Genomic DNA, 13371 nt, shown 5'->3' on the forward strand with positions numbered 1-13371 from the left:
GTAATTTTTTTCATCATTTTTAAGTTATAAAAGTTAATTGGTATAAATATACTCATAATTCAAAAATCCGCAAATATAATTAGCAGATTTTTTTTATTTTAAATTATAACATTCATTTAAATACTTGGAACTAAAATCATTTCGTTGGCTTCAGCTGTATAATCAACTCCCTCAAAACCAAAGCCAAAAAGATTTAGAAAATCTTGTTTGTACCCTGCTAAATCTCCAATTTCAGTCAGATTTTCAGAAGTAGCTTTTTCCCATAACGTTTTTATCCTTTCTTGAACATCGTCTCGCATTTCCCAATCATCAATTCTTATTCTTCCTTTTTCATCAGTAGGAATTTCTTTTCCAGTGTAAAGCCGTTGTTCAAATAGTCGTTGGATTTGCTCAATACATCCTTCATGAATCCCTTCTGCTTTCATTATTTTATACAGTAATGAAATATACAATGGAATTACCGGAATAGCCGAACTGGCTTGAGTTACTAGAGCTTTGTTTACAGAAACATACGCTTTTCCATTAATTGATTTTAGACTATCTCTAATTTTAAAAGCGGTTGCTTCTAAGTCGTCTTTAGCGCGACCGATAGTTCCTTTTCTGTAAACGGCTTCAGTCACTTCTGGACCAATGTAAGAATACGCTATTGTTGTTGCGCCATTGGCCAAAACTCCTGCACTTTTTAATGCGTCAATCCACATAGCCCAATCTTCGCCTCCCATTACTACCACAGTATTATCGATATCTTCTTGGTTTGCTGGCTCAATGGTAACTTGAGAAACAACCCCAGTATGAAAATCAACCGTTTTATTTGAAAAAGTTTGACCAATTGGTTTTAATACCGAACGATGTAAAATACCCGTTGTGGGGTGCATCCTTACCGGAGAAGCTAAACTGTATATTACCATATCTACCTGACCTAAATCGGCTTTAATTAATTCGATGGTTTGTTGTTTAACTTCGTTGGAAAACGCATCGCCATTAATACTTTTGGCATACAAACCTGCTTTTTGTGCTTCTGTTTCAAAAGCAGCCGAATTGTACCAACCTGGTGTGGCGGTTTTGCCTTCCGATGGCGGCTTTTCAAAGAAAACCCCAATCGTTCCTGCTCCTGAACCGAATGCGCTTGTAATTCTTGAAGCTAATCCAAAGCCAGTTGAAGCACCGATAACTAAGACTTTTTTGGCACCATCAATTTTGCCTTTTGATTTTACAAACGCTATTTGATTTTTGACATTTTGAGCACAACCATCTGGATGAGCTGTTAAACAAATAAATCCACGCATTCTTGGTTCTATAATCATTTTCTATATAAATTAGGTTGTATAAATTCTTAGTTACGTTAAAACAAAAATATAAATTAAATTGTTTAATTGAGTAATGCTTTGGCATGATTGAGTGCCGAATCGGAAATATCTTTTCCTGAAAGCATTTCGGCAATTTCATTAATTCTTTCGTCGTTTGTCAATAATTTCAATTCGGAAACAGTATTATCGCCCAAAACAGTTTTGAAAACTTTGTAATGATTGCTTCCTTTGGCAGCAATTTGTGGCAAATGTGTGATGGCAAATACTTGCATTGTTGTACTCATTTCTTTCATTATTACTCCCATTTTATTGGCTATTTCACCAGAAACTCCAGTGTCAATTTCATCAAAAATAATAGTAGGTAATTTTGAATAATGGGATAAAATAGATTTTACGGCAAGCATTATTCTGGACATTTCTCCACCAGAAGCTACTTTTTTTAATAATCCAAAATCGGTTCCTTTATTGGCAGAAAATAAAAATTGTAAAGAATCTTTTCCATTGTGATTGTAGTAGTTCGATGGAATAATTTCAATTTTCAATCTTACGTTAGGCATGCCTAATTGATTTAAAATAAAGATTAACTTGTCACTTAAATTGGGTATGGCTTCGCTCCTACTGAAACTTATTTTTTTTGCTATTTCATCCAATTGAATTTCAAAATCCTTAATTTCTATTTCAAGAGCAACAATTTCATCTTCTAGAGAAGTAATTGAAACAACTTTATCTTCTAATTGATTTTGAATTTCTAATAACTCATCCACTGTTACAACTTGATGTTTCTTTTGTAAAGTATAAATTAGTTGCAGTTTTTGATTAATAATTTCCAATTTTTCTGGATCGTTAAAAACCAATTCTGACTCCCGATTCAACTCTTTTACAATATCATCAAACTCAATTACAATACTATTAGCTCTTTCAAAAAGTGACTCGTATTCAGCAGAAAAATTTATATTTTTTTGAAGTATGGTTTTGAATTCCTTCAAATTTTTCAACAATCCAAATTCATCTTCATTGGCTAAAACCAAGAGTTTGTCTAGGTTTTCTTTTATAAATTCTACGTTATTGAGTGCTTCGTATGTTTTTTCTAATTCTTCTAATTCTCCCGATTTTAAATTAGCAGCAAGTAATTCTTGATACAAAAATTCATTATAATCTTTCTCTTTTAAAATGAGTGAAAAATTGGATTTTTTTGTGTCTAAATTTGATTTAGCCGACTTATACTGTTTTAAAATAAATTGAAATTCAGATACTAATTGTTGATTACTTGCAATTGAGTCGATAATCTTAAATTGAAAATCTTCTTCCGATAATTCTAACGTTTGGTGTTGTGAATGAACATCTATTAAATAAAAACTTAAATCTTGAAGTTGTTGAAGATTGACAGGACTATCATTTACAAATGCTCTCGATTTTCCCGAAGGTAGAATCTCTCTTCTAATAATGGTCTCCTGCTCATAATCTAATTCATTTTCTTCAAAAAAAGAATGTAAATCATATTTTCCAATCGAAAAAATGGCTTCAATAATACATTTTTCTTCCTTGTTTTTGAGTGAAGACAAATCGGCTCTTTTACCAAGAACTAATCCTAGTGCTCCAAGGAGTATTGACTTTCCTGCACCTGTTTCGCCAGTGATTATTGTAAAACCATTAGAAAAATTAACATCTAATTTTTCTATCAAGGCAAAATTTTCAATAGAAAGCGAAATAATCATATCCAGGAAATGAAGTAAAATTTAAGTAAGGTAAATGTAATTATTAAAGCTTAATTGTTGCCCATTTACTCGAATTAAGAGGCGAAATTTTATTTAAAGTATCTACAGTTTTAGTTAAAGCTATTTTTGGTCCACCAGATAATATCGAGATTATTTCTTCAGACTTAGCATCAAAAAACACTCTTGTTAAAAAAGCATTTGGCCTAACAGAATATATACTCGCTAGTACATCAATTGAATCTACAACTTTAATTTTTGATGCTTCCAAATCGGAATTCATATTATCCAATCCTTCTCTATGATATACATACATAGATTGTCTAAATGCGTCAAAAGTTCCCGAGAGTAAATCTGTAATCAAAAAATATCGGTTTTGATTACCATCTGCCTGACTCCAACCCTTAAATCCGCCTTGCTGTGCCACAGTTAAAATCTCATTAGCTGTTTGAAAATAATTCGTTCCTCCATTAAGTGTGTAAGTATCAGCATCAAATCCAATAATCATATAACTGTAAAATGCTAACACAGATAATAAATTGCTGTCATAGTTTGATGGATTAAAAAATAAATTTTGAAATTCAACATAACTAAAATTAAAATCCTTATCATTATAATTAAAAACAGGAGAAGCATAAGTTGAGTTGAAAATAGGTCTAGTAGATTGCACTTGAATAGATGCAGTAAATTGGTTTGAAGCATAGCTGTTTACAATAATAACCATGGAGCAATTTATCTTCTCATTTTGTTTATAAACATCTCCTGTCCAGTCAGTTTTATTCACAAACTCATTAATTGCTTTTTCCAAAGTTTTGAAAATTTGATCATTTGTACTTGCTAATTTTTCAGTATTGACTTGAACTGTACAGTTTAATTGTTGTGCTTGAGTTACAGCAACAAGAAATAAAAAAAGAAAACTAACTATATTTTTCATATGTAGATAATATTTGATCATTTAAGGTCTCCCGATAGCTATCGGGAGTAATCGCTCAATCTTCATTGGTGTTTGCTTACGCAAACTACTTGTTGAAGGCGATTTCATAATGTGAAATTACTTTGTCCATAATATCATTTGCTACTTGTTCTTTCGGTTTTAAAGACATAGGTTCAATAATAAAGTCTTTATCTATAAAAGTAATTTTATTAGTTGGATTTCCAAAACCAGCACCTTTATCCTGAAGCGAATTTAAAACAATCAAATCTAAGTTTTTTTTCTGAATTTTCAACTTGGCATTTTCAATTTCATTTTCGGTTTCCAATGCAAAGCCAATTAAAAATTGTTTTTCTTTTATTTTACCCAATGAAGCTAAAATATCTTTAGTTTTTTCAAGCTCAATAATAAATTCAGTCTCCGATTTTTTTATTTTTTGTGATGCAATAGTCTTTGGTTTATAATCTGCAACCGCAGCAGCACAAATGGCAACATCTACTTCGCTAAAATGGGCTAAGCAAGCATCATACATTTCTTGAGCCGAAGTAACTCGTAGCAAATTTATACTCGAATTTGAACAGTTTAAATGTGTTGGACCAGAAATTAAAATAACAGTTGCACCTAATTTTGAAGCACTTTCCGCAATATCAAACCCCATTTTGCCTGAAGAATAATTACCAATAAACCGAACAGGATCAATGGCTTCATAAGTTGGCCCAGCGGTAATGAGGATTTTTTTTCCTTTTAAAGGCAGTTTACTTTCCAAATCATTTTCCAAAAAAACAATGATATTTTCAGGTTCTGCCATTCTTCCTTCACCTGATAATCCGCTAGCTAACTCTCCTGATTCAGCAGGGATAATTGTGTTTCCAAATTGTTTTAACGCATGGAAACTTGCAATAGTTGAAGGATGTTTATACATATCCAAATCCATTGCTGGAGCGAAATATACAGGACATTTCGCCGATAAATAGGTAGCAATCAAAAGGTTGTCACAATTGCCATTCACCATTTTTGACAACGTATTGGCAGTTGCTGGTGCAATTACCATCAAATCAGCCCAAAGTCCGAGTTCAACATGATTATTCCATTGTGCATCCTCATCTTCTTCATTAAAAAAAGTAGAATGTACCGGATTTTTAGAAAGTGTTGATAACGTTAACGGTGTTACAAAATCCTTAGAAGCAGGTGTCATAATCACTTGGACATGGGCACCTGCTTTTATAAATAATCTAACTAATGAGGCAGTTTTATAAGCAGCAATTCCTCCTGAAATTCCGAGTAGTATTTTTTTACCGCTTAATACAGACATCTTTATTAGTCTTTTGTTGTATCTCTATAGTAAATTTTATCATCTAGCCATTCTTGAACAGCTAATGCATGCGGTTTTGGCAATTTTTCGTAGTATTTAGAAACTTCAATTTGTTCTTTGTTTTCAAAGATTTCTTCAAGCGAATCATTGTATGTAGCAAATTCTTCTAATTTTTCAGTCAATTCTTTTTTTATTTCTGAATTGATTTGATTTGCTCTTTTAGCCATTATTGTAATTGCCTCGTAAACATTTCCTGTGCGCTCCTCAATTGCAGTTTTGTTGTAAGTAATTGTGTTTACTGGTGCATTTGTCTTCTTTAAATCCATGACTTTTATTTATTTAGAAAATTGTTTTAAATCGTTTTCAATTCTAGCTAACATCTCGTCAGCTTTTGGTTTGTATTCTGAATTATTGTAGTATTTTACAAATCCCGTATAGGCAGCTTTTGCAGAAATCAATCTTTCTTCCATTTTCATTGGAATACTATTAATTGCTAAATTATAAGCAGAATCTAATTTGTAAAATAGTGCTTTCTCTTTATAGGGTGTGCCTGGGAAATTTATAATAAAATTATCAAAAGCGACCATGGCAGCTTTATAATCTGAAATATTGTTGTATGTTTTTGCATTTTCATATGCCTTTAATTCTAACTTTTCTCTTAACTCCTTGACCAAAAGATTTGCTTCAGCAACATTAGTAGATTCAGGATATATATCAATAAAATTTTGAAGTTTATCTATCGCTTTGTAGGTATCAGTTTGATCTAAAGTATACACTGGAGATAATTCTGAAAAACATTTTGCTCCTAAAAAAGCAGATTCCTCAACTTTTTCACTTTTAGGATAACTGGAAACAAAACTTTCAAATTGATAACCCGCTAAATAATATTGTTCCGTTTTATATAACGATTGAGCATACATATAAAACATCCTTTCTGCCTGAGGTTTACCTTTGTATGCTGGTGCAATTTGATCAAATAGTCGTAATGCTTTAGCATACTTTTTTGCTTCATACATTTTGGTTGCTTCAATAAACTTAACAGAAACATCTTCTGATTTCAACGCTTTTTGAAAATCGCTACAAGACGAAATAAGTATAACTAAGACAAATAAATATAAAACGTTCTTCATTTTGTTATTGAATGAGTTGATTTTAAACACATTTTAGCGTTTAAATCCCTCCCAAAGTTTAGGGAGCAAATTTAGTTATTAATTGTGGATTACAAAATATTATTTTTAATGTTCAAAAATTTTACATAGCAGCGATTTTATTAGTAAAATTATGCAAACGTTTTGCTAAATCTTCATCAACATTTACTAATGGTAAACGAACAGTATTTTCAGCTAACCCCAATGATTTAAATACTTCTTTAATACCAGCTGGATTTCCTTGTTCAAAAATCATATCGATTGAATCTGCTAAAAGATAGTGTAACTTATAAGCTTCTTCTACTCTTTTATTTAAACCCAAATGTACCATTTCTGAAAATTGCTTTGGAAAACCTTCTGCAATTACTGAAATTACACCCGAACCACCAGCTAAAACCATAGGCAAAGTAATCATATCATCACCTGAAATTACCAAGAAATTCTTAGGAGCATTTTGAATTAATTTCATCGCCTGAACAATATCGCCTGCCGCTTCTTTCACTGCCACAATATTTTTAAAGTCATTTGCCAATCTTAGAATTGTGGAAGGCAAAACATTACTTGAGGTTCTTCCTGGAACATTATATAAAATAATAGGTATAGGTGAAACTTCTGCAATGGCTTTGAAATGTTGGTAAATTCCTTCTTGTGTTGGCTTATTATAATAAGGAGAAACCGATAAAATAGCTACGAAATCGGATAAATCTCTTGTATTTAATTCCTCAATAACTTCTTGTGTATTGTTACTTCCAACGCCTAAAACTAATGGTAATCTTTTGTCATTAGCAACCACAATAGTTTTTATTACTAATTCTTTTTCAACTTTAGATAATGTTGCCGTTTCTGCTGTGGTACCAAGAACTACTAAATAATCTATTCCATTGTCTATTTGAAAATTCACGATAGCTTTTAGAGCATCAACATCTACAGAATAATCTTTTTTGAATGGCGTAATCAGCGCAACTCCTGTTCCTATTAATGACTGCATTTTATATTTTATTTAGAATTTTTAAATATTTGAATAGTTCTTCAACAAAAACTTTATAATTTTCTGCATTTGTATTAATCATAAAGTGATTTAATCTCTTATCTACTGTAGCAAATCCCACTTTAAAACTAGCTTTAGAAAGATGTGAAACTAATAAAAGCGCTACCTTTTCTGTATCATAATAATTAATTAACAAATCAAACGGTTCCTTAATAAAATCTTTAACTTCTTTTTTATCTAAAGTTCCTGTCCAACTCAAATCCTTATGGCTAAAAACGGGATAATCAAAGACTTCATTTTTTTTGATTTTATCCTTGTAAACTAAAATCTTGATATTACATTCATCAATTCCATTTTTGATTAATTCATTGACTAAGGATTCTCGTTCATAAAAGTAGGATTCATCAAAAATAATCCCAACCGTTTTAATTATACTATCTGACGATAAATGCTTAACATTTGATAAGCTATTTTTAACTATTTTTTTTGTTGAAAAATCCTTTAAGTAATTTAAAAACATACTACTTTTACTTGATTAGCAAATTTACTGAAATTAGTATCAAAACCGATGGCAAAACTAAAAAACAATAACGTTGTATTGAAACAAATTGTTTTATTATTAACATTTCAATTAGTTATATCCTGTGCCGATAAAAAGTATTATGTAACCCGAATTGAAGGAAAGGAAATTGGCATCACCAATAAAAATGGCGATGTTGCTCAAATAGAAAACATTATAAAACCATATCGAGAAAAAATTGATGCTGATTTAAACGCAGTTTTATCCTATGCTCCAGAAACTATTGACAAATCGGGTGAATGGCAAACGCCTATGGGTAACTTTTTAGCTGATATTACTTTCGAAAAATCGGATAAAGTGTTTCACATGCGCGAGAAAAAATCCATTGATATTTGTTTGTTAAATCACGGAGGAATACGTAACATAATTCCAAAAGGCGATATAACAGCCCGAACAGCTTATGAAATTATGCCGTTTGAAAATACTGCTGTTGTCATTGCTTTAAAAGGTGAGCAAGTTTTAGAAATAGCCAATTATATTATTTCTGAAAAAAAACCGCATCCATTGAAAGGAATGACTTTTACAATTGACAAAAACAACCAGCCAATTGCTATTTTAGTAAATAAAATTCCTCTGGACATAAATAAAATATATTATGTAGCCACTTCTGATTATTTGTCTTTTGGCAATGACAATATGCTTTTTTTTAAAAAAGGAATTCGGAAATTTGATTTAGATTACAAACTACGCAATATTATCATAGATTATTTTAAAGAAAATAAAATAATAGTGGTAAAAAAAGATAATAGAATCACAAAAGAATAGTACTATGGAAAGAAGAGATTTTATTCATAAAACAGTGGCAAGCTCAACATTTTTAGGACTTGGCGGATTGTCATTAAGTAGTTTTAACACTTTAGAAACAAAACATCTAACTGTACTTCACACCAATGATGTTCATAGTTATATTGATCCTTTCCCACCGACGCATCCTAAGAGTCCGAATATGGGAGGTGTTGCAAGAAGAGCCGCATTAATTGAAAGCATTCGAAATGAAAATCCTAATGTACTATTATTAGATGCTGGTGATATTTTTCAGGGAACACCCTATTTCAATTATTATGGTGGTGAATTGGAATTCAAGCTGATGAGCATGATGAAATATGATTTGGCTACTATTGGCAATCATGATTTTGATAACGGAATTGAAGGTTTATACAAGCAATTACCGAATGCAGAATTTGAGTTTGTTTCTGCTAATTATGATTTCAAAAATACCATAATGGATGGTTATGTAAAACCTTATAAAATCCTTGATAAAAATGGCATTAAAGTTGGAGTTTTTGGACTTGGTATTAGATTAGATGGTTTAGTTGATAAGAAAAGCTATAAAGAAACTATATATAATAGCCCATTGGAAGTTGCACAAGACATGTCAAGGATTTTAAAGCACGAACACAAATGCGACTTGGTGATTTGTCTTTCACATATTGGGTATAAATATAAAGAGGAACCCAATAAGATTTGTGATTTTAAATTAGCCGGTTTAACAAAAGATATAGATTTGATAATTGGTGGTCATACTCATACTTTCTTAGACAAACCAACCGTTTTAAAAAATTCAGCTGGTAAGGATGTTCTAGTAAATCAAGTAGGTTGTTATGGAATAAATCTTGGTCGAATTGATTTTTATTTTGATAATGATGCTTCTAAAAAACATTTAGGAAAATCGATAGTTGTTTAATAAAATATAGTAATTCAATTGGATAACATATTTAAAAAATCAAGTTCGCTGATAATGGGAATTTTCAATTGATTGGCTTTTTCTAATTTGGCTGGTCCCATGTTTTCTCCCGCTACAACATAATCTGTCTTGGCAGAAATGGAACTTCCTACCTTACCACCATTATCTTCTATCGCTTTTTTCAAATCATCTCGAGAAAATTTTTCAAAAACACCCGAAACGACAAAGGTTTTCCCTGATAGTTTGTTGGTAGCATTTGGATTGAATTTTTCGACCAATTCCAATTGAACTCCAAATTGTTTCAAACGCTCTATAATTTTGATGTTTTCTTCATTTTCAAAAAACTCAATAACACTTTGGGCAATCTTCTCACCAATTTCGTCTACCAAAATTAAATCCAACAGCGATGCATTTTGAATAGCATCGATGGTTTTGTAGTGTTTTGCTAGTTTCTTAGCAACCGTTTCGCCAACATAGCGAATACCAATAGCATACAAAACCCTTTCAAACGGAACTTCCTTGGATTTTTGAACTCCATTAATTAAATTTTCAGCCGATTTTTGAGCCATTCGTTCCAATGGCAAAATTTGTTCAACCGTTAATTCATATAAATCGGCATAATCTTTTAACAAACCGTTATTGAAAAGCAACGCCACAGTTTCGCCACCAAGTCCTTCAATATCCATGGCTTTACGAGAAATAAAATGTTGAATTCTGCCTATTATTTGAGGTGGACATCCATAAAAATTTGGACAATAGTGATTGGCTTCTCCTTCGGTTCTAATTAATTCGGAATGACATTCTGGGCAATTTGAAATATATTGTGTTGGTTGTGAAACTGAGCTTCTTTTTGAAAAATCAACACCAATAATTTTAGGAATAATTTCGCCTCCTTTTTCTACAAAAACAGTGTCGCCAATTCGAATATCCAATTTTTCTATTTGATCGGCATTGTGCAAAGAAGCCCTTTTTACTATAGTTCCTGCCAACTGAACGGGTTGCAAATTTGCCACCGGAGTTATCGAACCTGTTCGTCCCACTTGATAGGAAATAGAAATTAATTTTGTTGCAACTTGTTCCGCTTTAAATTTATAAGCCATTGCCCAACGTGGAGATTTGGCCGTATAACCCAATTCATCTTGATGCTGAAAACTATTCACCTTGATGACTACACCATCGGTTTCATAAGGCAAATCATGCCGATGTGTATCCCAATAATTGATAAAATCAAAAACTTCTTCAATAGAATGCGCTAGCTTTGCTTGTTTCGGCACTTTAAAGCCCCAGTTTCTAGCAGCTTGCAAACTTTCAAACTGAGTTTCAATATTGAGATTGTTACCAACTATAAAATAGAGTAAACACTCTAATGGTCTTTTTGCAACTTCTGAACTATCTTGTAATTTCAAACTTCCTGAGGCAGTGTTTCTTGGATTGGAATAGGGAGTTTCACCAATTTCTAAGAGTTCCTGATTCATCTTTTCAAAACCTTCAAACGGAAGAATTATTTCGCCTCGAATATCAAACCTTGAAGGATAAGTCCCTTTAAGTTGCAACGGAATAGATTTTATGGTTTTAATATTATTCGTCACATCATCGCCCTGAAATCCGTCGCCACGTGTAACTGCTCGTTTTAAAGTTCCGTTTTCGTAAGTAATAGAAATAGAAGCGCCATCATATTTTAATTCACAAGTATATTGCAACGGAACATTGCCAAGCACTTTTTGAATTCTGGTTTCCCAATCGATTAAATCTTCTTTGGAATAGGAATTATCCAAAGAATACATGCGGTAATCGTGAACAACCGTATGGAAATTTTTAGTAATCGTTCCGCCTACTCTTTGCGTGGGAGAATTTTCATCAAATAATTCTGGATGCTGATTTTCTAATTCCTGAAGTTGTTTTAGTTTTTGGTCAAATTCAAAATCAGATATCGTTGGACTATCTAACACATAATAGTTATGATTGTGTTGATTGAGTTCTTCTCGTAAATCTTGAATTGTTTTTTTAACATCCATAAAAAATTGGCTATACTAGTTGCAAATTGTGAGCACTAAAATAGCCAATATTTTTGAAATAAAAGAGTTATACTTTACGATTGAATTATTCCATTAATTTGCAGGTATAATTGACCGTCACTCAAAATGGCTCCTTCGGTAATCAAATCAAAAATTGCCATATTTCGTTCGATTTGATACTCTTTTTTACCTATATGAATTTCCACAGTATCGGTAAACATGTTATCACTCAACCATTGTAATCCTTCTTTTTGCATAAAATCAACTTGTGTTTCCAAAGCTTTCAAAACAATCGACTGAATTAATTTTTCCTGACAATGAAAAAGAAAAATATGGTTTTTAGAAAAATGTTCTAAATAATGAGCATTAGTTAAAACACCTTCCCAAATTAAATCAGAGAAAACATCGAGTTCTTGGTCGGCAACTTCTGGTTTATTTGCTTTAATGGAATCCCATTCGGCTTTATCGATTGATTGCGTGGCTAGAAAATTTGAAAACTCCTTGTGCAATGCTTCAAATTGTTCTCTGGTTAATCTTTTGTATTTCATAGGAAGTTAGAAGTTAGAAGTGGGAAGTGGGAAGTTGGAAGTAGGTAGTTTTCAAAAAAAAATCCCGATTTCGTTTTTTGGAACGAGACGGGATTTAATTTTATGAATAATAAAATTATGCTTGTTCAGCAACAATTTCATAAGGTAATTCAACCACTACATCTCTGTGAAGTCTCACAGATGCCGTATATTTACCTGTACGTTTTACAACACCGCTTGTAATAAATTTTCTATCAACAGTTTGACCAGCAGCTTCTAAAGCAGCAGCAATATCAATGTTTGAAATAGAACCGAATAATTTTTCACCACCAGCTTTTGCTGTAATTTTAATTTCGATAGCTTTGATAGCTTCACCCAATGCTTTTGCATCGTTTACTATTTTAGCTTCTTTGTGCGCTCTTTGTTTTAAATTTTCAGCTAAAACTTTTTTTGCAGACGGCGTTGCCAATGAAGCGAAACCTTGTGGGATTAAAAAATTACGACCGTATCCGTTTTTTACGTTTACTACATCGTCTTTAAATCCTAAATTTTGAACGTCTTGTTTTAAGATCAATTCCATGTTGTTGTCCTTATTATAGAAGTTAGTCTCGTTGCAATACAACGAGACAACAAACTGAGTTTATATTATTTTAATAAATCGGCCACGTATGGCATTAAAGCTAAGTGACGCGCTCTTTTGACAGCAACTGACACTTTTCTTTGGTATTTTAATGAAGTTCCTGTTAAACGACGTGGTAAAATTTTACCTTGTTCGTTCACGAATTTCAATAAAAAATCGGCATCTTTATAATCAATGTATTTGATTCCTGATTTTTTGAAACGACAATACTTTTTAATTTTGTTGGTTTCAATGTTTAAAGGTGTAAGATATCTAATATCTCCATCTTTTTTTCCTGAAGCTGATTGTTGTAAATTCGCCATAATTAGTTTGCTTTTGATTCTTTTAATTTAGTTCTTCTTCTTTCTGCCCAAGAGATTGCATGTTTGTCTAGACTTACAGTTAAGAACCGCATCACTCTCTCGTCACGTCTAAATTCAGTTTCAAAAGCAATTAAAGCTTAACCTGATACTTGGAATTCGAATAAATGGTAAAAACCACTTTTCTTGTTTTGGATTTCGTAAGCTAGTTTTTTCAAGCCCCAATCC

General features: G+C 31.9%; 14 protein-coding genes and 1 pseudogene. 2 read left to right on the forward strand and 13 right to left on the reverse strand.

What is annotated here, in order from left to right; all coding sequences use genetic code 11:
• Positions 1-116 precede the first annotated feature (116 nt).
• The 8 genes from fabV to ACK5ON_RS04295 form a co-directional block, all read right to left on the reverse strand.
• Positions 117-1304 (reverse strand): enoyl-ACP reductase FabV, encoded by a 1188-nt coding sequence (gene fabV, locus ACK5ON_RS04260; RefSeq protein ID WP_409820215.1) that lies wholly within the window; start codon positions 1302-1304, stop codon positions 117-119.
• A gap of 65 nt (positions 1305-1369) precedes the next feature.
• Positions 1370-3022 (reverse strand): DNA repair protein RecN, encoded by a 1653-nt coding sequence (recN, locus tag ACK5ON_RS04265; protein WP_409820217.1) that lies wholly within the window; start codon positions 3020-3022, stop codon positions 1370-1372.
• Between the two features lie 43 nt (positions 3023-3065).
• Positions 3066-3953: a DUF4835 family protein gene (locus tag ACK5ON_RS04270; RefSeq protein WP_396176370.1), complete on the reverse strand. Its 888-nt coding sequence runs from the start codon at positions 3951-3953 to the stop codon at positions 3066-3068.
• Between the two features lie 85 nt (positions 3954-4038).
• The gene (gene coaBC, locus ACK5ON_RS04275) at positions 4039-5262 is read right to left on the reverse strand and encodes a bifunctional phosphopantothenoylcysteine decarboxylase/phosphopantothenate--cysteine ligase CoaBC (protein WP_409820219.1); all 1224 of its coding nucleotides are present in this window, start codon (positions 5260-5262) and stop codon (positions 4039-4041) included.
• Between the two features lie 5 nt (positions 5263-5267).
• Complete coding sequence (locus ACK5ON_RS04280) at positions 5268-5588, reverse strand: DNA-directed RNA polymerase subunit omega (RefSeq protein ID WP_342696557.1); 321 nt, start codon at positions 5586-5588, stop codon at positions 5268-5270.
• Between the two features lie 9 nt (positions 5589-5597).
• Positions 5598-6392, reverse strand: a complete 795-nt coding sequence (locus tag ACK5ON_RS04285; RefSeq protein ID WP_396176366.1) for an outer membrane protein assembly factor BamD — start codon at positions 6390-6392, stop codon at positions 5598-5600.
• Positions 6393-6513: 121 nt separating this feature from the next.
• Entirely contained in the window at positions 6514-7398 is an 885-nt protein-coding gene (gene dapA / locus ACK5ON_RS04290; protein ID WP_396176364.1) for a 4-hydroxy-tetrahydrodipicolinate synthase, read from the reverse strand.
• 1 nt (position 7399) lies between these two features.
• Positions 7400-7918, reverse strand: coding sequence for a DUF6913 domain-containing protein (locus ACK5ON_RS04295; protein ID WP_396176362.1), 519 nt, complete (start codon positions 7916-7918; stop codon positions 7400-7402).
• A gap of 48 nt (positions 7919-7966) precedes the next feature.
• On the opposite strand from ACK5ON_RS04295, the gene ACK5ON_RS04300 reads away from it, so the two are divergent.
• Both ACK5ON_RS04300 and ACK5ON_RS04305 read left to right on the forward strand, forming a co-directional pair.
• Complete coding sequence (locus ACK5ON_RS04300; RefSeq protein WP_409820222.1) at positions 7967-8743, forward strand: 5'-nucleotidase C-terminal domain-containing protein; 777 nt, start codon at positions 7967-7969, stop codon at positions 8741-8743.
• A gap of 4 nt (positions 8744-8747) precedes the next feature.
• The gene (locus tag ACK5ON_RS04305; RefSeq protein WP_409820224.1) at positions 8748-9662 is read left to right on the forward strand and encodes a bifunctional metallophosphatase/5'-nucleotidase; all 915 of its coding nucleotides are present in this window, start codon (positions 8748-8750) and stop codon (positions 9660-9662) included.
• A 14-nt stretch (positions 9663-9676) separates the two neighbouring features.
• On the opposite strand, the gene ligA is transcribed toward ACK5ON_RS04305, so the two are convergent.
• The 5 genes and pseudogenes from ligA to rpsF form a co-directional block, all read right to left on the reverse strand.
• Positions 9677-11677, reverse strand: coding sequence for an NAD-dependent DNA ligase LigA (gene ligA, locus ACK5ON_RS04310; protein ID WP_409820226.1), 2001 nt, complete (start codon positions 11675-11677; stop codon positions 9677-9679).
• 74 nt (positions 11678-11751) lie between these two features.
• Positions 11752-12225, reverse strand: a complete 474-nt coding sequence (locus tag ACK5ON_RS04315) for a DUF6495 family protein (RefSeq protein WP_409820228.1) — start codon at positions 12223-12225, stop codon at positions 11752-11754.
• A gap of 115 nt (positions 12226-12340) precedes the next feature.
• Entirely contained in the window at positions 12341-12784 is a 444-nt protein-coding gene (gene rplI, locus ACK5ON_RS04320) for a 50S ribosomal protein L9 (protein WP_396174538.1), read from the reverse strand.
• Positions 12785-12849: 65 nt separating this feature from the next.
• Complete coding sequence (rpsR, locus tag ACK5ON_RS04325) at positions 12850-13146, reverse strand: 30S ribosomal protein S18 (RefSeq protein WP_396174536.1); 297 nt, start codon at positions 13144-13146, stop codon at positions 12850-12852.
• Positions 13147-13148: 2 nt separating this feature from the next.
• A pseudogene (gene rpsF / locus ACK5ON_RS04330) lies at positions 13149-13371 on the reverse strand (30S ribosomal protein S6); the annotation flags it as partial.

It is taken from the genome of Flavobacterium sp., assembly GCF_046317795.1.
GTDB lineage: Bacteria > Bacteroidota > Bacteroidia > Flavobacteriales > Flavobacteriaceae > Flavobacterium.